This is a genomic window from Streptomyces sp. NBC_00207 (assembly GCF_045160965.1).
Lineage (GTDB): Bacteria > Actinomycetota > Actinomycetes > Streptomycetales > Streptomycetaceae > Streptomyces.
On the sequence record NZ_CP130715.1, the window covers coordinates 2,594,226 to 2,614,171 of the forward strand.

18 protein-coding genes are annotated in these 19,946 nt (G+C 73.8%); 7 read left to right on the plus strand and 11 right to left on the minus strand.

Going from position 1 to position 19,946, the window contains the following annotated elements; all coding sequences use genetic code 11:
- The first annotated feature begins 27 nt into the window (after window positions 1–27).
- Window positions 28–672, plus strand: a complete 645-nt coding sequence (locus OG472_RS12460) for a TetR/AcrR family transcriptional regulator (RefSeq protein ID WP_405941418.1) — start codon at window positions 28–30, stop codon at window positions 670–672.
- Window positions 669–1,061, plus strand: a complete 393-nt coding sequence (locus OG472_RS12465) for a hypothetical protein (RefSeq protein WP_405941419.1) — start codon at window positions 669–671, stop codon at window positions 1,059–1,061. The genes OG472_RS12460 and OG472_RS12465 overlap by 4 nt, the downstream gene beginning before the upstream one ends.
- A 61-nt stretch (window positions 1,062–1,122) precedes the next feature.
- On the opposite strand, the gene OG472_RS12470 is transcribed toward OG472_RS12465, so the two are convergent.
- The 9 genes from OG472_RS12470 to OG472_RS12510 form a co-directional block, all read right to left on the minus strand.
- The gene (locus OG472_RS12470) at window positions 1,123–2,202 is read right to left on the minus strand and encodes a Zn-dependent alcohol dehydrogenase (RefSeq protein ID WP_401609076.1); all 1,080 of its coding nucleotides are present in this window, start codon (window positions 2,200–2,202) and stop codon (window positions 1,123–1,125) included.
- 85 nt (window positions 2,203–2,287) lie between these two features.
- Window positions 2,288–3,700 carry an aldehyde dehydrogenase family protein gene (locus OG472_RS12475; RefSeq protein WP_405941420.1) on the minus strand — a complete coding sequence of 471 codons (1,413 nt, stop codon included), beginning with the start codon at window positions 3,698–3,700 and terminating at the stop codon, window positions 2,288–2,290.
- Between the two features lie 98 nt (window positions 3,701–3,798).
- Window positions 3,799–5,304, minus strand: coding sequence for a CitMHS family transporter (locus tag OG472_RS12480; protein WP_405941421.1), 1,506 nt, complete (start codon window positions 5,302–5,304; stop codon window positions 3,799–3,801).
- A gap of 73 nt (window positions 5,305–5,377) precedes the next feature.
- Window positions 5,378–7,609, minus strand: a complete 2,232-nt coding sequence (locus tag OG472_RS12485; protein WP_401609069.1) for a molybdopterin-dependent oxidoreductase — start codon at window positions 7,607–7,609, stop codon at window positions 5,378–5,380.
- Window positions 7,610–7,765: 156 nt separating this feature from the next.
- Complete coding sequence (locus tag OG472_RS12490) at window positions 7,766–8,386, minus strand: TetR family transcriptional regulator (protein ID WP_405834849.1); 621 nt, start codon at window positions 8,384–8,386, stop codon at window positions 7,766–7,768.
- A gap of 35 nt (window positions 8,387–8,421) precedes the next feature.
- Window positions 8,422–9,738, minus strand: coding sequence for a hypothetical protein (locus tag OG472_RS12495; protein WP_405829472.1), 1,317 nt, complete (start codon window positions 9,736–9,738; stop codon window positions 8,422–8,424).
- Window positions 9,739–9,794: 56 nt separating this feature from the next.
- The gene (locus OG472_RS12500) at window positions 9,795–10,250 is read right to left on the minus strand and encodes a hypothetical protein (protein ID WP_405941422.1); all 456 of its coding nucleotides are present in this window, start codon (window positions 10,248–10,250) and stop codon (window positions 9,795–9,797) included.
- A complete protein-coding gene (locus OG472_RS12505; protein ID WP_405943167.1) occupies window positions 10,247–11,059 on the minus strand; it encodes a hypothetical protein in 813 nt (270 codons plus the stop codon). The genes OG472_RS12500 and OG472_RS12505 overlap by 4 nt, the downstream gene beginning before the upstream one ends.
- A gap of 259 nt (window positions 11,060–11,318) precedes the next feature.
- On the minus strand, window positions 11,319–13,457 hold the full coding sequence (locus OG472_RS12510; RefSeq protein WP_405941423.1) for a right-handed parallel beta-helix repeat-containing protein: 2,139 nt from the start codon (window positions 13,455–13,457) through the stop codon (window positions 11,319–11,321).
- A gap of 252 nt (window positions 13,458–13,709) precedes the next feature.
- Here OG472_RS12510 and hmgA point away from each other — a divergent pair, with 252 nt between their 5' ends.
- Complete coding sequence (hmgA, locus tag OG472_RS12515; RefSeq protein WP_401609063.1) at window positions 13,710–15,035, plus strand: homogentisate 1,2-dioxygenase; 1,326 nt, start codon at window positions 13,710–13,712, stop codon at window positions 15,033–15,035.
- Between the two features lie 64 nt (window positions 15,036–15,099).
- A complete protein-coding gene (locus OG472_RS12520) occupies window positions 15,100–15,849 on the plus strand; it encodes a GntR family transcriptional regulator (protein ID WP_327413083.1) in 750 nt (249 codons plus the stop codon).
- A 28-nt stretch (window positions 15,850–15,877) separates the two neighbouring features.
- Here the strand turns inward: OG472_RS12520 and OG472_RS12525 are convergent, their stop codons facing one another.
- On the minus strand, window positions 15,878–16,039 hold the full coding sequence (locus OG472_RS12525) for a hypothetical protein (protein WP_319731732.1): 162 nt from the start codon (window positions 16,037–16,039) through the stop codon (window positions 15,878–15,880).
- Window positions 16,040–16,197: 158 nt separating this feature from the next.
- Between OG472_RS12525 and OG472_RS12530 the strand changes: the two genes are divergently transcribed.
- Complete coding sequence (locus tag OG472_RS12530) at window positions 16,198–17,322, plus strand: type ISP restriction/modification enzyme (RefSeq protein ID WP_405943168.1); 1,125 nt, start codon at window positions 16,198–16,200, stop codon at window positions 17,320–17,322.
- Between the two features lie 49 nt (window positions 17,323–17,371).
- On the opposite strand, the gene OG472_RS12535 is transcribed toward OG472_RS12530, so the two are convergent.
- A complete protein-coding gene (locus OG472_RS12535; RefSeq protein WP_383573366.1) occupies window positions 17,372–18,097 on the minus strand; it encodes a TetR/AcrR family transcriptional regulator in 726 nt (241 codons plus the stop codon).
- A gap of 74 nt (window positions 18,098–18,171) precedes the next feature.
- Here OG472_RS12535 and OG472_RS12540 point away from each other — a divergent pair, with 74 nt between their 5' ends.
- Both OG472_RS12540 and OG472_RS12545 read left to right on the plus strand, forming a co-directional pair.
- Window positions 18,172–19,134, plus strand: a complete 963-nt coding sequence (locus OG472_RS12540) for an ATP-binding cassette domain-containing protein (RefSeq protein ID WP_405941424.1) — start codon at window positions 18,172–18,174, stop codon at window positions 19,132–19,134.
- Complete coding sequence (locus tag OG472_RS12545; RefSeq protein WP_401609056.1) at window positions 19,131–19,928, plus strand: ABC transporter permease; 798 nt, start codon at window positions 19,131–19,133, stop codon at window positions 19,926–19,928. The genes OG472_RS12540 and OG472_RS12545 overlap by 4 nt, the downstream gene beginning before the upstream one ends.
- The last annotated feature ends 18 nt before the right edge of the window (window positions 19,929–19,946 follow it).

Here is a 19,946-nt window from a genome sequence, read left to right on the forward strand (position 1 = left end):
TGGCGGCCAGGCCCTACTATGTGGCGCATGGCCAGACCGCGCAAGCCCCTCCTCAGCCGGGACCGCATCGTCGAGGCGGCCGGCGCGCTGGTGGACGCGGAGGGGCTGGAGGCGGTGTCGACGCGTCGGCTCGCGGCCGCGCTCGGCGTCAGCGGGCCCTCGCTCTACAACCACTTCCGCACCAAGGACGAGATCCTGGACGCGGTGGCGGACTCGGTGAGCGCACGGGTCGACTTGTCGATGTTCGACAGCGGCCGCCGGGACTGGCGGGCGGCCCTGCACGCGTGGGCGCACTCGTACCGTGACGCCCTCGCGGACCACCCGAACATCGTGCCGGTGCTGGCCCGCGGGCCGGGGCGCCGCCCGGCCGGACTGCGGCTGGCGGACGCGGTGTTCGGCGCGATGACGGAGGCCGGCTGGCCCCCCTCGCAGGCCACCCGGATCGGCGCGCTGATGCGGTACTTCATCCTGGGCTCGGCGGTGGCCTCGTTCGCCCGGGGTTTCGTGGACGACCGCACGGCATACGACCCGGCGGACTATCCCCACCTGGGCCAGGCCCACCTGCTGGCGGAGCGCGGGCGCGAGGTGGACGAGGGCGCCTTCGAAACCGGTTTGACGGCGCTGCTGGACGGGCTGGCCCTCCAGTACGAGGCGTTGCAGGAGACTGCGTGACACACGGGGACACCCCCGTGATCACCGCGGCGCGGGCCGACGACACGGCGCGCGTGCGCGCCCTGCAGGAGGCGGATCCCGGCCTGGGGGCCCTCGGCGCGGACGGCCTGACGGCGTTGGAGATCGCCGCAACCCGTGGCGCGTACCCGGTGGCCGACGCCCTGCGCAGCCACGGGGCAAGGCTCGCCCGCCATTGCCCCGACGGGCGGACCCCGCTGCTGCCGCGGCGGGGAGATCCGTCGGTCGAGATCCGGGCCGAGGCGGTACGGGCGCTCGTGCTGCTCGACGACCCGCGGGGCGAGGAGGACTGGCCCGGGTCCTGGTCGCTGGACGAGGCACACCGGCACCTGCGGCGGCGGCGAGAGGCGGCGGCCGGCGCGGCCGGCTGAGATCGGCCGCGCCGGTCGGGCGCAGGGCGAAGGCCGGCCGCGGCCAGGGCAAGCGGTGCCGTTAGAAGACGACCAGGGAGCGGCCGCCCTTGCCCGCCAGCATCGCGTCGAACGCGGCCGGGATCCCGTCGAGCGTGATGCGGTCGGTGACCAGGGCGCCGAGGTCGAGACGGCCCGCGCGGACGTGTTCGGCGATCACCGGGAGGTCGCGGGCGGGGTCGCTGTTGCCGTAGACGCAGCCGGTGAGGGTGCGGGCGAAGTGGAAGATCTCCAGGGCGTGAAAGGTGACCTGCTGCTCCTTGCCGCCGATGCCGACGACCGTGGTGCGGCCGCCGCGGCGGGTGGACTCCCAGGCTCCGCGGATGGTCTGCGCCCGGCCGACGCATTCGACGGCGACGTCCGCGCCCTGGCCTGCGGTGAGTGCGCGGATCTGCTGGGCGGTGGTGTCGGAGGCGAGCACGAAGTCGGTGGCCCCGGCCGCGCGCGCCAGCTCCTCCTTGGCCGGGGACACGTCGACGGCGATGATCGGTCCCGCCTGCGCGATCCGGGCGGCCTGCAGCGCGGCCAGCCCGACCCCGCCGACGCCGAAGACGGCCACCGACTCGCCCGGGCGGACCTGGGCGCTGTGGTGGACGGCCCCGTAGCCGGTGAGGACGGCGCAGCCGAGCAGGGCGGCCTCGACCAGCGGGATCCCGGCGGGAGCGGGCAGCACGCAGTTGGCCGCGACGACGGTCTCCTCGGCGAAGGCGGCCACGTTCAGCCCGGGGTGCAGCTCGGTGCCCTGCGCGTCGTGCGCGTAGACCGCCCCGACCCCGGTGAGCGCCTTGGCGCAGAGCCAGACCTCGCCGATCGTGCAGTGGTGGCACTCCCCGCAGGACGGGGCCCAGTTGAGCACCACGCCGTCGCCGGGCGCGACGTGCGTGACGCCCTCCCCGACGGCGAGGACCGTGCCCGCGCCCTCGTGGCCGAGGACGGCGGGCACGGGGACCCGCATGGTGCCGTTGGTGAGCGAGAGGTCGGAGTGGCAGACCCCGGCTGCGGCGAGCCGCACCCGGACCTGCCCGGGGCCGGGATCGGGCAGCACGATCTCCCGTATCTCCAGCGGGGCTCCGACGGCGGGCAGGATGGCGGCGCGGACCATGGTCGTCGTCTCGTCTTTCCGGTGCTGGGGAGGGTGGAGGGGCCGGGGAAGGTGGAGGGGCCCGGGAAGCGGGGGTGTTGCGGGATCAGAACTGCAGGGACTTGGTCTGGAGGTACTCCGCCAGGCCGTGGGTACCCAGCTCACGGCCGACGCCCGACTGCTTGTAGCCGCCGAAGGGCGCGAGGATGTTGTAGCGGCCGCCGTTGATGTCCACCTGCCCGGTGTCCATGCGGCGGGCGAAGGCCGCGGCCGTCTCCTCGTCCGCGGCCCAGACGGCGCCGCCGAGACCGTAGACGGTGCCGTTGGCGATGCGCAGGGCCTCCTCCTCGTCCTCGTAGGCGAGGATCGACAGCACGGGGCCGAAGATCTCCTCCTGGGCGATGGTCATGTCGGGCGTGACGTCGGCGAAGACGGTGGGGGCCACGAAGTAGCCCTGCTCGTGCGGGGCGTCGGGCCCGCCCGCGACGAGGCGCGCGCCTTCCTCCACGCCCTTGGCGATGAAGCCGCGGACGCGTTCGTGCTGCTTCGCGTTGACGACCGGGCCGATGCGGGTGCCCGTCTCGCGGGGGTCGCCGGTGGGGTATTCGGCGACGGCGGCGGCCGCGAGCGAGACGGCCTCCTCGTACTGGTCCCGGTGGACGAGCATCCGGGTGAGCGCGTTGCAGCTCTGGCCGGTGTTGTTCATGACGTGGCCGACGCCTGCCGCGACGGCCGCGGCCAGGTCGGCCCCGGGCAGGATGACATTGGCCGATTTGCCGCCGAGTTCGAGGGCGACGCGCTTGACGGCGGCGCCGGCCGTGGCGCCGATCTTCCTGCCGACGGCGGTCGAGCCGGTGAAGGAGACGAAGTCGACTCCCTCGTGCGCGGCCAGCGCCTGCCCGGCGACCGGACCGGTACCGGTCACCAGGTTGAAGACTCCGGCCGGGATCCCCGCGTCGTGCACGGCCTCGGCGAAGAGCTGTGCGGTCAGCGGGGTGTCCTCGGCCGGCTTGAGGACGAGAGTGCAGCCGGCGGCGAGAGCGGGCGCCACCTTTGCAACGACTTGGTACAGCGGATAGTTCCAGGGCGTGATGGCCCCGACCACGCCGACCGGCTCCAGCAGGACGGTGGAGTTCCCGATCCGCTCCTCGAAGGCGTACGAGGCGGCCATCTCGGCGAAGGAGGAGGTGACGGCGATCGACCCTCCGACGTGGACCGCCTTCGCGAAGAGGAGCGGGGCGCCGAGTTCGGCGGTCACGGTCTCCGTCAACTCGCCCTTGCGGGCCTGCAGTGCGTCGCGGAGTGCGCCGATCAGCGCGGCCCGCTCGGCCGGAGGCGTGGCCGCCCAGCCGGGCAGGGCCGCACGGGCCGCACGTACGGCCGCGTCCACGTCCTCCGCGGTGCCGGCCGGGACCTCGGCGATGACCTGGCCGTCGGCCGGATTGACGACCTCGATCCGGTCGGCTCCGACGGCGGGCCGCCACGCGCCGTCGATGTACATCCCGTCCTGGGCCTTCATGGCATTCCTCCCGAGTACGCACCTGCGCGTGGATCCGACCTCCCCGACACCCTACAAACTAGCGCCGGTAGTTTTTATCGGCCAGTGGTGGCCGCGGGTCAGATGATGCCGAAAAGCATCCCTGCCGCGAGGACGACGAGAGAGGTCAGAGCCGCCCATTTCACGGTGAAGCGGGTGTGGTCGCCGAACTCGACCCTGGCCATGCCCACGAGGACGTAGACGGCCGGAACCAGCGGGCTGGACATGTGCAGCGCCTGCCCGACGAGGGAGGCACGGGCGATCTCCAGCGGGGAGACCCCGTGGGCGGCGCCGGCCTCGGCGAGGACGGGCAGGACGCCGAAGTAGAAGCCGTCGTTGGACATGAAGTAGGTGAGCGGCAGGCTGAGCAGCCCGGTGACCAGCGCCATGTGCGGGCCCATGCCCTCGGGGATGGCACCGACGAGCCAGTCGGCCATGTGCTTGACCATGCCGGTGCCGGTGAGGACGCCGGTGAAGACGGCGGCGGCGAAGACCATGCCGGCGACGTTCAGGACGTTGTCGGCGTGGGCCGCGATCCGGGCCTTCTGGTCGGGCATGTGCGGGAAGTTGACGGTGAGGGCGAGGGCCGCGCCGAGCAGGAACAGCACCGGGATGGGCAGCAGCTCCATGATCATGGCGGTGAGCAGCGCGACGGTGAGACCTGCGTTGAACCAGTAGAGGCGCGGGCGCAGGGTGGGGCGCTGCGGGTCGAGGCCCTGGAAGCCGTCTCCCTCGCCGGGCGGGGTGGCGGACGCGTGGCCGCCGGTGGCCACGGCGGCCGCGGAGGCCTCCGCGGACCCGGACCCGGAGCCGGGGTCGGGGTCGGAGCCGGACTCCGAACCGGCGCCAGAACCGGAACCGGACTCGGGGGCGGGGGCGCCGCCGGTGCGCAGGCCGGACCCGGCCGTGACGAGGGAGGCGGCGGACTCCGGCTCCGACTCCGCCTCCGGCACCTCTCCGGGAATGACGAGGAGGCCGACCCGGCGGCGCTCCTTGATGCCGAGGACGTACGCCAGGACGAACACGAAGAGCAGGCCCACCGCGAGGGCCGGGATCATCGGGACGAAGATGTCGGCGGCGTCGAGCTTGAGGGCGGTGGCGGCGCGCGCCGTGGGGCCGCCCCAGGGCAGGGTGTTCATGACGCCGTTGGCCGTGGCCGCCACGCCCGTCATGACCACCAGGCTCAGGCCGAGGCGCTTGTAGAGCGGATACATGGCCGAAACGGTGATCATGAAGGTGGTGGATCCGTCGCCGTCGAGCGAGACGATCGCGGCGAGGACGGCGGTACCGACCACCACCCGCATCGGGTCCGCCTTGCAGAAGCGCAGGATGCCGCGAACGATCGGATCGAAGAGGCCGACGTCGATCATCACGCCGAAGTAGACGATGGCGAACATCAGCATGGCGGCGGTCGGTGCGAGCTTGCCGACGCCATCGATGACGTAGTCGCCGAGGTGCGCGCCCTTGCCTGCGAACACGCAGAAGAGTGCGGGGATGAGGACGAGCGCCGCGATGGGCGACATTTTCTTCATCATGATCAGGACCAGGAAGGTCGCGATCATGGCGAAGCCGAGGAAGGTCAGCATGGGGGGAAGGTAGGTGCCGCCTCCGGGGGCCAACAAGACGTCTGCGCGTGAGCAATACGAGCAAAACCCCAGCTCAGGGCAGGGGTGTGAGTTCGACGGGGAAACCGTTGAGCACCGCCGTGCCGGACAGTCGGTCGAGCCGGGTGCCGTTGAGCAGCTGGTTGACGTTGACACCGGGCGCGGCGGAGGCCACCGCGAGCCGGGAGCCGGCACGGTCGTGGCCCCAGCCGTGCGGGAGGCTCACCACGCCGGTGCGGACGGTGTCCGTGACCTCCACCGGCACCTCCACGCTCCCGCCCTCGGCGGTGACCCGGGCCCGGCCGCCGTCGGTGAGGCCCAGCCGGTCGGCGTCCTGCGGGTGGACCTGCAGGGTGCAGCGGTTGGAACCTCCATTGAGGGCCGGAACGTTGTGCAACCAGCTGTTGTTGGACCGCAGGTGGCGGCGGCCCACGAGCACCAGGGTGGCGGGGCGGTCGGCGAGCGCCGCGCGCAGCCTGGGGAGCTCGGCCGCGATCGGGTCCGGGAGCAGCTCGATCCTGCCGCTGCGGGTCCTCAGTACGCCCGGGAGCCGGGGCTGCAGCGGGCCCAGGTCGATGCCGTGCGGGTGCGCGAGCAGCCGCTCCAGGCTGAGCTCCCCCTCGGCCGCCGCTCCGAACCGGTCTCCGTACGGCCCGAGTCGGAGCATCAGGTCGAGCCGGCGCTCGGGGCCGCTCTCACCGGTGAGGAGGCCGGCGAGGCGCGCCGGGTCCTGCCCGTGGAGGGGAGAGCGCGGGTCGGCGGTCTCCTTGGCGAGGGCGCCCTGAACGGCCAGCTCGTCGACGGCCTCCGGTCCGGCCGAGCCGTGCATGCCGGAGACGGCCAGGACGAGGCGCGCGTGGATTTCGCACTCGTCGAGGCGGCCGGCTTCGAGGGGGACGGCGGCACGCGTGTAGCGCACCTGGTTGCGGACGGCGAAGCCGTTGAAGGCGAAGTCGTGGTGTGCGCTCTGCGAGGGCGGCGGCGGGGGCAGGACGACGTGGGCGTGGCGTGAGGTCTCGTTCAGGTACGGGTCGACGGAGACCATGAAGTCGAGGCCGGCCAGCGCCCGGTCGAGCCGGTCGCCGTCGGGTGCGGACAGGACGGGATTCGCGGCGATGGCGATCAGGGCGCGGATCCGCCCCTCCCCCGGCGTCTCGATCTCCTCGGCCAGGGCGGCGGTGGGCAGTTCGCTCTTGACCTCGGGGTGACCGCTGACCCGGCTGTGCCAGCGGCCGACGGCGAACCCCTTGCCGGGCCCGGCGGGGCGGGGCCTCGGGCCGGCGGCCGGGAGCGGGAAGAGTGCTCCGCCCGGCCGGTCGAGGTTGCCGGTGAGGATGTTCAGTACGTCGACCAGCCAGCTGGCCGGCGTGCCGTGCTCGACGGTGCAACTGCCGATACGTCCGTACACGGCGGCGGTGGGCGCGGCCGCGAGCTCGCGGGCGAGGGTGCGGATCTCGTCGGCCGGGAGGTCGCAGGCGGGGGCCACGGCCTCAGGAGTGAAACTCCCGAGCGCGGCGGGGAGTTCCCCGAGTCCTTCGGTCCATTCTTCGAGCACGCCGGGGGCGGCGAGCTTCTCGGCGAGCAGCGTGTGCGCGAGGGCGGCGAGCAGCAGCGCGTCGCTGCCGGGGCGCGGCGCGAGGTGGCGGTCGGCGAGCGCGGCGGTACGGGTGCGGCGCGGGTCGACGACGACCAGGGTGCCGCCGCGGGCGCGCAGCGCCTTGAGCTTGCCGGGGAAGTCGGGGGCGGTGCACAGGGAGCCGTTGGACTCGAGCGGGTTGGCGCCCAGGAGCAGCAGGAAGTCGGTCCGGTCGAGGTCGGGCACCGGGATGGCGAAGGGGTCGCCGAAGAGCAGCCCGCTGGAGACGTGCTTGGGCATCTGGTCGAGGGTGCTGGCGGTGAAGAGGTTGCGGGTGCCCAGGGCCTTGAGGAGCAGCGGCGGGTAGAGGGCGCCCGCCATGGTGTGGACGTTCGGGTTGCCGAGGACCACGCCGACCGACTGGGGCCCGTGCTCCCGGACGAGTGCGGGCACGGCGGCGGCGATGGCGTCGTAGGCCTCCTCCCAGGTCGCCTCCTGCAGTCGGCCGTCGCGGCGGACGAGGGGGGTGCGCAGTCGGTCGGGGTCGGCGTCGAGCTGTCCGAAGGCGGCGCCCTTGGGGCAGATGAAGCCCTTGCTGAACACGTCGTCACGGTCACCGCGGGCGCCGGTGACCGCGGCGCCTTCAATCGTCAGGGTGAGGCCGCAGGTGGCTTCGCAGAGGGGGCAGATGCGCAGGGCGGTGCGGGGCATGGGCCCTCCATGGGCGGCAGGCTGCGGCACGGGCACGCGGGGCACACCGAGCATACCGACCGGTAGGGACGGAGGGGAGGGGCGTGCGGGACCGAGTACGGGCGGGGAGGGGGCAGGCGGGGAAGGACCGACGGGGAGGGGGCGGGCGGGGAGGCGTCAGTCCAGTACGCGGGCCAGGTAGGCGTGCATCATCGCGCGGGTCTCGGCGACGATGTCGGGATCCCCGGCCGGGTCGGTCCGGAAGGCCAGCTGGATGAGGGCGTCGGTGGCCTCGACGGCCACGAGGACAGCCCGTTCCAGGGTGGCGTCGGGGGTCAGGCCGAGGTGCGTGGAGAGCAGTTCGGTCAGGCGGACGGCGACCTGGTGGTTGGGGTCGGCCTCCGGGCCCTCGGGCGGCGGCGCGGGGACTCCGAAGTCGACGAGCGCGAACCCGGGGACGCTGCGCTTCATCGCCAGGTACTCGTCCAGTACGGCGTCCACGACCGGCCGCCAGTGGGTGGCCGGGAGGCCGGCGAGCCGGTCCGCGATGCCGTCGGCGTAGCGGTCGAGGTTGCGGTGGGCGAGGGCGATCGCCATGGCCCGCTTGTTGCCGAAGAAGCGGTAGACGGAGCCGATCGGCACTCCGGCGCGCAGGGCTACGGCGCGGGTGCTGAGGTTCTCGTACCCGGTCTCGTCCAGCAGCTCGGCGCAGGCGTCGAGGATCCGGGCGAGCCGGTCGGTGCTGCGCTGCTGGACGGGCGTGCGGCGCAGTGAGTGGGCGGGAGGCACGGGGTCCATCATGCCGCTCCTCGGTTCCGGGGTCGGCGGGGGCCTCAGTTCAGCAGGAGGCTGAGGCCGCCGACGGTGTACGTGATCATCAGCGCGAGCAGTGGCAGTTGTCCAGCCACCGCCTTGGCGGGCGGGAAGAGGCGTACGGAGCGGTCGTGTGCGGCGACCACGCCGAGCACGTGCCCGGTGACGACGGCGATGACCTGGAGGGCGGCGAGGGCCCCGGGACCCAGTGGCGAGGCGGGTTCGGGGGCGTTGTCAGTGCCCAATGCCATGCTTACTGTGCGTGGTCCTTCGACTACCAGGAGGGAGAAGTAGTGGGCGATGAGATAGCCGAGTGCGATCGGTACGAGTGAGTGCGCGAAGGCGGTCAGCGGGCCGGGGTGCGGCCCGCTGACGAGGCGGGTGGCCGCCGCGCACAGGCAGTACAGGGTGGCGACGAGGGCGATGGAGGCGAGCAGTCCGAGTGTGGCCGCGGGGGTGCGGCCGAGGGGGGAGGTCTGTAGGGCGTTGATCCAGGAGGGGCTGTCGGAGAAGCCGTCGTAGGCGGTGGAGCCGAGCAGGACGCAGACGGTGGCGACGAGTCCGGGCCGCTCGGGCGTCGCGTCGAGTCCGTGGAAGGGGTTGCGGAGGACCAGGCGGCCGTCGCTGCGGCGGCCGAGGGGGGAGAGCCGGGCGAGGAGGGCGGAGTACGCCTCGAAGGCGTCTCCGTCGTCGAACCAGTGCTCGCCGTAGCGGGCGGCGAGTAGCAGCTGGGCGGTTGCGTAGGTGGCGAGGGCGATCAGGAGGGTGGTGGTGGATGCGGGATCAGGAGCGACGAGCTCGAGCCAGGTGAAGCCGAACAGGCCGACCGCGGCCGGCCATTGCCCCAGCCGGGCGGGGAGGGGCCGGCCGGGGTGAGGGCGACCGGGGTCGGGGCGGCGCAGGACTCGGGAGAGCAGGCGGTGCAGGGTGCGGAGCGGGTTGAGCAGGCGCCAGACGGGGCCGAGCAGGAGGGAGGCGGGCACGAGTCCGACCCAGAGAAGGACGTAGACGGCGCCGGGAGCGGGGTTGTCCGCGGGGTCGTCGGGACCGAGGAGGAGGTGGAGCAGGACGGCGAGTGCGGCGGCGAGTCCCAGTCCGCGCAGGGTGGTTCGGGTGGCCGGCGCGTCGGCCACCCGCTGGAGGACGGCGGGCAGGGCGAGGCCTGAGCGGTCGCCGCGGAAGCGGGAGGTGGACCAGAGGAGGCCGAGCGCGAGGAAGGAGACGAACAGTGCGGTGAAGGCACCGGCGAAGGCGTAGAAGGGAGAGATCGGCAGATCGTGCTGCGAGCCGATCCCGTGCGCGAGCGCGGTGAGCGGATCGGCCGGGTGAAGGACCACGCCCTGACCGACCCCACCACCGACCGCGCCTGGGTCGGGGCCCGGACCGACGGGGCTCACCACCGGCCTGCCAGGGGCGCCGTCCCGCCACGGACGTGCCCTGAGAGGCCTGGCGCCGCGGACTCGGGCCCGAGTCCGGGGAGCCGGGCGAGGCTGCCGCGGGGTGGATCCCGTCGGACCGCTCCCCCGCCGGGGGCGGCGGGAACGCCGGCGGCCTCGCGGCCGGCGCCTCGGCCTCGACGGGCGCAGGGACCGGACCCCTGGGCGAAGTGGGCGGAAGGCGCGGCGCATCGGCACCGTTGGTCCTGGTCCTGGTCCTGGTGGCCTGTCCGGGGCAGCGCGGCCAGGGGCAGCGCGGCCAGGGGCAGCGCGGCCAGCGGCAGCGCGGCCAGCGGCAGCGCGGCCAGCGGCAGCGCGGCCAGCGGCAGCGCGGCCAGCGGCAGCGCGGCCAGCGGCAGCGCGGCCAGCGGCAGCGCGGCCAGGGGCAGCGCGGCCAGCGGCAGCGGATTCATCGGACGAGGAGTTGGGTCAGGACGAGGTTGGACTCGTGGGTTTCGACCTCGAAGAGGCCCGTGCGGTCTGCTGTCAGGATCAGGGTGGCCTCCTGGCCTGCCGGCAGGGCGAGTTCCTTGTCGTAGCCGTGGACGTGCAGGGTGTCCGCCCGGTCGCTCGTCACCCGCAGGGCGACACGTTCCCCGCGCCGCAGCTCGGTGCGGGCGGGGGCGGGGCTGACCTTGCCGTCCCGGACGGTGATGGTGACCGTCCGGTCGGCCTGCTGCTGGTCTGGTGGCTTCGGCGCGGCCTCGGTCTCACCGTGGCCGTGGCCCGCGGAGGAGCCCGGGGCGGCGGTGAGCTGGGTCGTGGCCTGCACCGGCTTGCCGGACACCGCCCAGGCGGTGTGGTCGTCCGCGTAGAGGCGGACGGTCAGGGTGTGCGCGCCCTCGGGGACCTGCGTGGCGGGCAGGTGGAACCACGGGCCGTACAGCCGGGCCAGCTTGCGTCCGTCGAGCTCCAGGTGGGCGTGGCCGGCGCCTGGGAGGGCGGCGCCGCCGGTGCTGTCGGGGGTGAAGCGGTAGTTCTTCACCGCCAGTTGGAGGTTCCAGCCGTCCTCGGAGTCCGGGCGGACCGTCAGCTGGACCTCCGGCGCGCCCTGCGCCGGGACCTCGCGGAGCCGGTGGCCGGCGCCGTCGTCCGCGGTGAGCAGGGTGCCCACGCTGCCGGAGGCCTGCTCGTGGCTGGTGCCGGGCTTGTGGTGGGTGGTGGCCCGCCCGCCGCAGCCCGTCGCCGCGCCGCACGCCAGGAGCAGGGCGAGGGCGAGCAGGGCCGCGCTGCGGGCGGCCCGGCGGGGCCTGCGGGCCGCGCGGGGCGGCGTACGGCAGGCATCGCACCGGATGTCGTCGTCGGGGCGGCCGGTCACGGCTGGCCTCCTGTGGTGTGGTCGCTCGTCAAGGCCGGGGCGGCGGTCACGGGGCCAGGGCCGGAGTTGCCGGGGCCGCCTGGGTTCGGCGTGCCGCCGCACGGACGGGCGGCTTCGCGTGGTCGTGGCGTCCTGGGACCGCCCGGGGCATCCGGGGCGGCGGTCACGGGGCCGGGTCCGGGGTTGCCGGGGGTTCGGGGACTGCCGCGTGGAGGGCCGGGGCGGGGCCGACGGGGACCGGGGCGCGGTCGCCTGCGGGGTCGCCGCCCGGGCCGGACGGGCGGGCCGGGGCGCCCGGGCGGGCCGAGGCGACGACCGCCCACAGGACCCAGACGACGGCCACCAGGGCCCGTACCCAGGCGGGGCTCAGGGGGGTCCAGGGGATCATCAGGACGGCCTTGTCGAAGGCGTCCAGCAGGGTGAGCCCGGCCAGCAGCAGGGTCAGGCGGGCCAGCCAGGGGCGGCTGGGGCGCAGCGCGAGGCCGACGCCCGTCCACCACAGGCCGAGCAGGAGGAGGGCCAGGGCCGGGACGAAGGTGGCGGTCAGCCCTGTCGTGGAGCCGGCCACGTCCAGGGCCAGGCCCGCCAGGCCGAGGAGCGAGGCGGCCGTGCCCAGGCGCGAGCCGCGCAGGCGGCGCCACCACAGGACCCCGCCGACCAGCAGCAGGACGGCCGCGACGGCGAGCGCGAGCTGGGTTTCCACCCGTTCCAGGCCGCGCGCGCCGTACCAGTCGCAGCCGGCCGGGAGTTTGCGTGCCTGGACGTTGTAGTCGGCGCAGACGAGGAGCTGGACGAGCTTGACCGGTTCGCCGACCAGCCGCGCCGACGCCCCCGAGACGGCGCCCCGGCGGTCACCGCACTGCGGGACCGTGCCGGGGGTGGAGCCGTCGGGGCCGTCCTGCCAGCAGTTGCCGCGGCCCTGCCCGTCCCACCACACGTCCATGCCGTTGGGGCGGGAGGCGCCGGATTTGTCCTTGCCCATGACGTTCCCGGCGTACCGGTTGTGGTGGGAGGTGTCCGTCTGCTTCGACCACTCCTCCTCGCCCCGGATGAAGGCGGGGACCGCGCTGAGGAAGAAGCCCGCGCGCCGGTGCCCGTACACCCAGTTGTCCTCGTACAGGTTCCAGTTGCCGCCCGCGGTGATGATGCCGGTGCCGGGCGGCATGGAGATCTGCGGGCAGACGACGCCGCGTTCGTAGCCGCGCTCGATCGGCGGCTTGGCGCAGGTGCCGTCGGCGACGTGGTGGTAGTAGTCCTGGTTGTTGTCGTGGATCAGGTTCCGCTCGAACTTGGCGTGGTTCTGCGGGAGCCCGGGGTGGCCGGGGAAGGCGCTGTCCATCGAGGCGCCGCCCATGTTCTGATCGAACTCGTTGTCGTGGACCCAGACCGAGTCACCCGCGGTGCCGGAGTATCCGACCATGTTGTGGTGGCTGCGGCAGCCGGTGATCTCGATGGAGTAGCGGGGGACGTCGTAGCCGCGGCCGTCGTTGATGTTCGAGGCGCTGCCCGGGTAGATGCCGGAGTCGCCGTTCCCGTACGACTCGCAGTTCTTGTAGAGCCCGTGGTCGCTGGCGAAGGTCAGGAAGCCGTACTCGTCGTTCCAGCGGGTCAGCACGTCGTCGATGACGAAGCCGTCGCCCGCGAGCACGTAGAGCGAGTTGAAGGTGGTGCGCTGGGCGGTGAAGTTGCGGAAGTAGATGCCGTTGGACTTGTCGGCGCGGATGGCGTTCAGCTTCTGGTACTTGGCGTCGACGACCACGTCCAGCCGTGTCGCGCCCGTGCCCTCGATCTGCAGGTTCGTCTTGCCGAGGATCGCGACGAGGTTCTGGTTGTGCCGGCACTGCACCTGCTGCTCGTACGACAGGATCTGGTAGCCGAGCGAGGACTGGGGGGCCTTCAGCGCGGCGCACTCCCCCGTCGGCTTCGGGAGCGAGGGCTCCTCCTCGTACAGGCCGGGGAGGATCGCGATGTTCATCCCGGGCCGGTCGACGGCGTCGACGGCCTCCTGGAGGTGGCGGTAGCCGCTCTTCTCGCACCGCTCGTACAGGGCGAGGTTGCGCTGCCTGAGCTCGTCGGGAAAGGCGGATATCCGGCGTTCGAAGGCGGGCCGGTCGGTCTTGCAGACGACCAGGTCGGGCTCGGCCTTGCGGTATTCCGGTACGGATCCGGAGCCGTCCGGGAGGGTGACCGGGCGCTCCTCGTGCGCGCGGGCGGCGGGCGCGGCGGCGAAGAGGGTCAGGAGGGCAAGGAGGGCGGCGAGGAGCGCCGCCGGCACGGCAGGGAACCTGCGGGTCCACGACATGCGCGTGAGAGTAGAGCAATGTTCATCTTTTGGGATCCCCTCCTGCGCGAATCCGGCTCAGGTCTGCGTGAATCCGCCCCGGCCTGCCCGCATCCGTCCCGGGTTCCGGATTCCGGGTCCCGCCCCGCCCCGGCCCGCCCCGGCCCGCCGCCCGGCCTTCCGCCACCCCCAGGCCCCAAGACCCCGTTGACGCGCGGGCCGCGGAATCCTACTGTCGACCATAGGATTCCTTCGACGGAGCGGGAGCAGCACATGAGCGAGCAGGCCGGCAGCGAGCAGGCCAGGAAGACGGCAGAGGGACTGGAGTACCTCACCGGCTTCGGCAACGAGCACAGCTCGGAGGCCGTCCCCGGCGCCCTCCCGCTCGGCCGGAACTCGCCCCAGCGCGCACCCCTCGGCCTCTACGCCGAGCAGCTCAGCGGCAGCGCCTTCACCGAGCCCCGCACCCACAACCGCCGCTCGTGGCTCTACCGGATCCGCCCCTCGGCCGCGCACCCGCCCTTCACCCGGATCGACAACGGGGCCCTGCGCACCGCGCCCTTCACCGAGGCCGCGGACCCGAACCGGCTCCGCTGGAACCCGCTGCCCGACCCGGCCCCCGGCACCGACTTCCTGTCCGGCCTGTGGACCCTCGGCGGCAACGGCGACGCGGCCCAGCGCGCCGGCATGGCCATCCACCTCTACTCCGCCAACACCTCCATGACGGACCGGGTGTTCAGCGACTCCGACGGCGAACTGCTGATCGTCCCCGAGCGCGGCGGACTGCTCCTGCGCACCGAGCTCGGCCTGCTCGCCGCCCGCCCGGGCGACGTGGCGCTCATCCCGCGCGGGGTCCGCTTCCGCGTCGAGCTGCTGGACGCCGACGCCCGCGGCTACGTCTGCGAGAACTACGGCCAGCCCTTCGAGCTGCCGAACCTGGGCCCGATCGGCGCCAACGGCCTCGCCGCCGCACGGGACTTCCAGGCCCCGGTGGCCGCGTACGAGGACGTCGAGCGCCCGACCGAGGTGATCAACAAGTTCTGCGGCAACCTCTGGTCGGCCACCTACGACCACTCCCCGCTCGACGTGGTCGCCTGGCACGGCAGCCACGTCCCGTACGTCTACGACCTGCACCGCTTCAACGTCCTGGGCTCGATCAGCTACGACCACCCCGACCCGTCGATCTTCACGGTCCTGACCTCGCCCTCCGACACCCCGGGCCTGGCGGGTGTGGACTTCGTGGTCTTCGCGCCGCGCTGGCTGGTCGGCGAGGACACCTTCCGCCCGCCCTACTTCCACCGCAACGTGATGAGCGAGTACATGGGCCTCATCGAGGGCGCCTACGACGCCAAGGCCGAGGGTTTCGTCCCCGGCGGCGGCTCGCTCCACAACATGATGTCCGCGCACGGCCCCGACCGGGAGACCTTCGACCGGGCGAGCGCCGCCGAGCTGAAGCCGCAGAAGATCGACGACGGCCTGGCCTTCATGTTCGAGACCCGCTGGCCGATCACCGCCACCGCCCAGGCGGCCGGCGCCGATCACCTCCAGCGCGGCTACGACGACGTGTGGCAGGGTCTGCAGCGCCACTTCCGCGCCTGACCTGCACTGCATACCCTGCAGGCGCTGCACGTCACCCCCTGTCCAGCCGTTCGGAGATCCACCCGTGACCGCCTTCGCCCCCGACTCGCTGGTACTGAACCGGAAGCTGCCGCTCTGGTATCAGGTGTCGCAGTCACTGCGCGCCTCGATACTGGGGCGCACTCCGGACGCCTCGCTGCGCCTGCCCACCGAGGAGCAGCTGGCCGAGCACTACGGGGTGAGCGTGCTGACCATGCGGCAGGCCCTCAAGGAGCTGGAGGGCGAGGGCCTGATCAGCCGGCACCGGCGGCGCGGCACGTTCATCGAGCCGGGCGCGCTGCGCAGCGCCCCGGTCCGGCTGCTGGGCTCGGTCGACGCGATCGTGGCCCAGCAGTCGGGTGATCGCACGACGATCCTCGGCCACGGGCGCACACCCGTGGCCGGGGAGCTGCTGGAGCACTTCCCTGCCACGCCCGAGGTGGTCACGTACCGAAGGCTGCGCCGCGACCGGGAGAGCGGCGAGCCGACCAACTGGGCCGAGAACGCGGTGCTTCCGGAATTCGCCGAGGCGGTGGACCTCGCCGATCTGGAGCGCTGGCCGATGACCAAGGTGCTGCGGGACGTCGTGGGCGTCCGCATCAGCCGCATCACGGACACGGTCGAGGCCCGGCTGGCCGACCCGGAGACGGCCGAGCTGCTCCAGGTTCCGCTGCTCAGCCCGATCCTGCACTACACGGGCGTGACGTACGACGAGGACGGCCGGGTGGTGGACGTGGCGCGGATCCGCTACCGCGGCGACCGTTTCTCCTTCACCGTGACGGTCGACGCCCACTGACGAAGCCCGTCGCCGGCGGCCGTGAGGCCTACTTCTCGTCGGCCTCCGTGGTGCGCTCGCCCTCCGCCTGGGACGGCGTGGTCCGCATCGTCTGGGGGTGCCGCTCCTTGCGCTGCTTGTCGTCCATGTCCTCGTCGAGGCGCTCGCCCTCGGCCTGCGACGGAGTCGAGTATTCGTCGTACTGGCTCATGACCGTCTCCTCGGTCGATCCCGTACGCATGTGTCACGTATGTGTCACTTATGCGTACATAAGGAGCGTAACGCTTCGGCCTGGACGCAGCCCGGCCATCGGATCCCGTCGCTACCATCGGCGGCGTGAGCGAAGACGTACCGCTGCTGGACGATCTGATGCCCTGGGCCGTGGGCGGCCTGCGCCTGGGCCGGGACTGGGTGGCCGCGCCCGATCCGGCGGCCCTGCGCGCCCGCTGGGCCGCCTTGACCGGCTCCGAAGGGGCCGAGCGGGAGCTGCTGTTCCGCCCGAGCCGCGTCCGCACGCCCGCCGCCGGGGCGGCCGCGCTGCCGGGTCAGCGCTCGGCGGCCACGGCCCGTTTCGCCGACGCGCCCGGCCCCTGCCCCGACCCCGTACGGGTGCTCCGCGAGCCCTTCGACGAACAGTGGCTCCTGCCCGACCAGCGGCTGATCGACTCGGCCCGGCCGGAGCTCTGGCGGGTCCGGGACGAGCATCAGGTGTTCCTCGTCGAGACCCCCGACCCGCTGGTCACCGCGCACCTCCCGGCCGGCCGGCTCGGCCGGATCCGCCCGCTGCACCGGCGCCCCGGCGGCGCGGAGCCCAATCTCGCCCCCGGCCTGCTGCCCCTGCTGGGCGAGCGCTACGGCGGCTGGGCCACCCCCGAGGACTTCCTGTGCTGGGTCCTCGCCGCGGGCCGCCCGGGGCCGCGCGGCCACGAGGTCCCGCTCGCCGCCGACCCCGCACGCTGGCGGGCCGGGCTGGAGCTTGGGCACCGGCTGCTCACCGTCCAGCTGCGCGGGGCGCGGGGCGGTGAGCCGCCGCGGCTGCCGGGCGGACGGCGCCCGTACGTCCGCTCGGCGGTGGGGGCGTGGCCGCAGGGGCTCGCGTACGACGCCGACAGCGAGACGCTGAGCCTCGGGGGCGGGACGGTCTCCCCCGTGCCGGCCGGGGCCTGGGAGTACGAGGCGCAGGGCGTGCGGGTGCTGGAGGCCTGGTTCGCCGCGCGCACCGCGCACCGCGGTCCGGACGCCGACGGGCTGGAGGCGCTGGGGCCCGCCGAGTGGCCGCAGAGCTGGACCTCGGAGCTGCTCGCCCTGGTGACCACCTTGGCGCTGCTGGCCGATCTGGCGCCGGAGCGGGCCGCGTTCGAGCCGGGGCCGGGCCTGTCGGCCGGGGAGCTGCGCGCGGCCGGGGTGCTGCCTCCGCCGGGCTGGTCCCGGCGGCCGGCCTCGGTGCTGGACCACCACGAGGAGGGGCCGGGCGGGCAGTTCGCGCTCCTCTGAGCGACGAAGCGGGGGCGGGCCCGCCCGCGAAGCCGACGGGCCCGCGCCCTTACGTACCCCAGGCCCCGAGCAGCCGCGACACGGAGCGGTCGAACACCGCGGCCATGTCCAGCCCCGCGCCGGGGACCGGGCCGCCGCCCGCGAGGGCCGCCGCCAGCCGCGGGTACTCCCCGGTGGCCAGGCGGGAGCCGAGCCAGGCCGTCCGTACGCCCTGCTCCTGCGCCTCGGTCCACGGCAGCGCGCGGGCCCGCTCGGCCAGTGCCAGCTCGCCCGCCACGTAGGTCGCGACGGTGCCGTTGACCGCTGCGACGAGCTCCAGCTTCTCGGCGTCCGGCGCGTCCAGCGGCGCCAGGCAGTCCAGGCTGTACTCCAGGTAGCGAAGGGCGTTCGGGCCGAAGCCGTAGACGGGGCTCAGCAGGCGCGGCAGCCAGGGATGGCGGTGCATCAGCGCGCGCGTCTGCCGGGCCAGCGCCAGCTGGTCGGCCCGCCAGTCGCCGGTCGGCGGGGTGAGCTCGTACTCCCCGCTGACCGCGTCGACCATCAGCTCGTACAGGTCCTCCTTGCGCGGCACGTAGTTGTAGAGGGACATCGTCCCCGCGCCGATCCCTGCGGCCACGCGCCGCATCGAGACGGCCTCGATGCCCTCCGCGTCGGCGATCCGCACCGCCTCGGCCGCGATGGAGTCGCGGCTGTGCGCGGGCCTGGGGCCGCGGCCGGCCCGCTGGGGCCGGGACCAGATCACTTCGGGTTCAGCGGGTCGCCCGCCGGCTGTCATCGCTCAGATCACCTCGTCGTCTCGACCACCATCTTAGTTACGTACGCCGTACGTAGTGAGGTACGGTGTCGCACATGACGACTACGTACGCTGTACTTAGTGAAGGTCTGGAGAAGAACTACGGGGAGGTCCACGCCCTGCGCGGCCTCGACCTCGCCGTGGCCGAGGGCACGGTCTGCGGCCTCCTCGGCCCCAACGGTGCGGGCAAGACCACCGCCGTCCGGGTCCTCACCACCCTCACCGCGCCCACCGCCGGCCGCGCCCTCGTCGCCGGCCACGACGTCACCCGCGAGCCCGCGGCCGTCCGCCGCGCCATCGGGGTCACCGGCCAGCACGCCTCCGTCGACGGGGATCTGACGGGCCGCGAGAACCTCCGGCTCTTCGCCCGGCTCACCGGACTGCGCGGCTCCGCGGGCCGGGCCCGCGCCGACGAACTGCTGGAACGGTTCGGGCTCACCGAGGCCGCCGACCGCGTGGCCGCCACCTGGTCCGGCGGCATGAAGCGGCGCCTGGACCTGGCCGCCGGGCTGGTCACCCGCCCCCGGGTGCTGTTCCTCGACGAGCCCACCACCGGCCTGGACCCGGCGGCCCGCGAGCAGATCTGGAGCGCGGTGCGCACCCTCGCGGAGGAGGGCACCACCGTGCTGCTCACCACCCAGTACCTGGAGGAGGCCGACCGGCTCGCCGACGACATCGTGGTCGTCGACCGCGGCCGGGTGGCCGCCACCGGCACTCCGGCCGGGCTCAAGGCCCGCATCGGCGCCTACGCGGAGGTCACCGTCGCCGCCCGCGGAGCCCTGCCCGCCGCCGCCGGCGTACTCGACCAGCTCACCGGGGGCCGGCCCGTGCTCGACGAGGAGCGGCTGACCGTGGGCGTCACCGTCCTCGACCGCGGGCTCACCCTGCCGCGGATCATCCGGGAACTCGACACCGCCGGCGTCCCGGTCACGGACGCCGGCCTGCGCCCGCCCACCCTCGACGAGGTGTTCCTGCGCCTCACCCAGGCCCGTTCCGCCGATCAGGAGTACGCCGCATGAGCACCCTGCTGTCCGACGGCGGAGCCGTCTTCACCCGCCAGCTCCAGAAGGCCCGGCACGCCCCCGCGCTCCTGGTCCTCACCCAGACCATGCCGGTCACCATGCTGTTGTTCTTCGGGTACGTCTTCGGCAGCGCCCTGGCCATGCCGGGCGCCGAGTACCGGGAGTTCCTGGTGCCCGGGCTGCTCGCCGCAACGGCCGCGAACGGCCTGATGACCGGCATGTTCACGGCGGCGCAGGACGCCCACCGCGGCGTGATGGACCGGTTCCGCACCCTGCCGATGAGCCGCGCCGCCGTCCCGCTCGGGCAGACGGCGGCCGATCTGCTCACCACGGGCGTGTCGATGGTGCCGTTGATGCTGGTGGGGCTGGCGATGGGCTGGCGGATCGAGAACGGCCTGCCCGGAGCGCTGGGCGCCCTGGGCGTGCTGCTGCTGTTCCGCTTCGCGACCGCGTGGGTGGGCACGTACCTCGGCCTGCTGAGCAGGAGCGAGGAGGCGGCGGGTCAGCTCGGCAGCGCCACCTTCGTCCTGCCGATGCTGTCCAGCGCGTACCTGCCGACCGCCGGACTGCCCGGGTGGCTGCGCGCGGTCGCCGAGTGGAACCCGATCAGCGCCGTCGCCACCGCCGTGCGCGAGCTGTGCGGGAACGCCGGCGCCGAGGCTGCGGCCGGGGCCGCCTGGCCCGCGGCTCATCCCGTGGCCGGGGCGCTGCTCTGGTCGGTGCTGCTCCTCGCCCTGTTCGTGCCCCTGGCCACGCGCAGGTTCGCCCGGGGGGAGGCGGCGCACGGATGACGCATGTCACCGCCCCGG

What these genes read in the sequence shown, in the direction of transcription:
- OG472_RS12545 (WP_401609056.1), top strand. Translation starts at nt 19,131, where the DNA reads ATGAGCACCCTGCTGTCCGACGGCGGAGCCGTCTTCACCCGCCAGCTC.
- OG472_RS12475 (WP_405941420.1), bottom strand. Translation starts at nt 3,700, where the DNA reads ATGAAGGCCCAGGACGGGATGTACATCGACGGCGCGTGGCGGCCCGCC.
- OG472_RS12535 (WP_383573366.1), bottom strand. Translation starts at nt 18,097, where the DNA reads ATGACAGCCGGCGGGCGACCCGCTGAACCCGAAGTGATCTGGTCCCGG.
- OG472_RS12460 (WP_405941418.1), top strand. Translation starts at nt 28, where the DNA reads ATGGCCAGACCGCGCAAGCCCCTCCTCAGCCGGGACCGCATCGTCGAG.
- OG472_RS12470 (WP_401609076.1), bottom strand. Translation starts at nt 2,202, where the DNA reads ATGGTCCGCGCCGCCATCCTGCCCGCCGTCGGAGCCCCGCTGGAGATA.
- OG472_RS12500 (WP_405941422.1), bottom strand. Translation starts at nt 10,250, where the DNA reads ATGAATCCGCTGCCGCTGGCCGCGCTGCCCCTGGCCGCGCTGCCGCTG.
- OG472_RS12525 (WP_319731732.1), bottom strand. Translation starts at nt 16,039, where the DNA reads ATGAGCCAGTACGACGAATACTCGACTCCGTCGCAGGCCGAGGGCGAG.
- OG472_RS12490 (WP_405834849.1), bottom strand. Translation starts at nt 8,386, where the DNA reads ATGGACCCCGTGCCTCCCGCCCACTCACTGCGCCGCACGCCCGTCCAG.
- OG472_RS12480 (WP_405941421.1), bottom strand. Translation starts at nt 5,304, where the DNA reads ATGCTGACCTTCCTCGGCTTCGCCATGATCGCGACCTTCCTGGTCCTG.
- OG472_RS12530 (WP_405943168.1), top strand. Translation starts at nt 16,198, where the DNA reads ATGCCCTGGGCCGTGGGCGGCCTGCGCCTGGGCCGGGACTGGGTGGCC.
- OG472_RS12540 (WP_405941424.1), top strand. Translation starts at nt 18,172, where the DNA reads ATGACGACTACGTACGCTGTACTTAGTGAAGGTCTGGAGAAGAACTAC.
- hmgA (WP_401609063.1), top strand. Translation starts at nt 13,710, where the DNA reads ATGAGCGAGCAGGCCGGCAGCGAGCAGGCCAGGAAGACGGCAGAGGGA.
- OG472_RS12510 (WP_405941423.1), bottom strand. Translation starts at nt 13,457, where the DNA reads ATGTCGTGGACCCGCAGGTTCCCTGCCGTGCCGGCGGCGCTCCTCGCC.
- OG472_RS12485 (WP_401609069.1), bottom strand. Translation starts at nt 7,609, where the DNA reads ATGCCCCGCACCGCCCTGCGCATCTGCCCCCTCTGCGAAGCCACCTGC.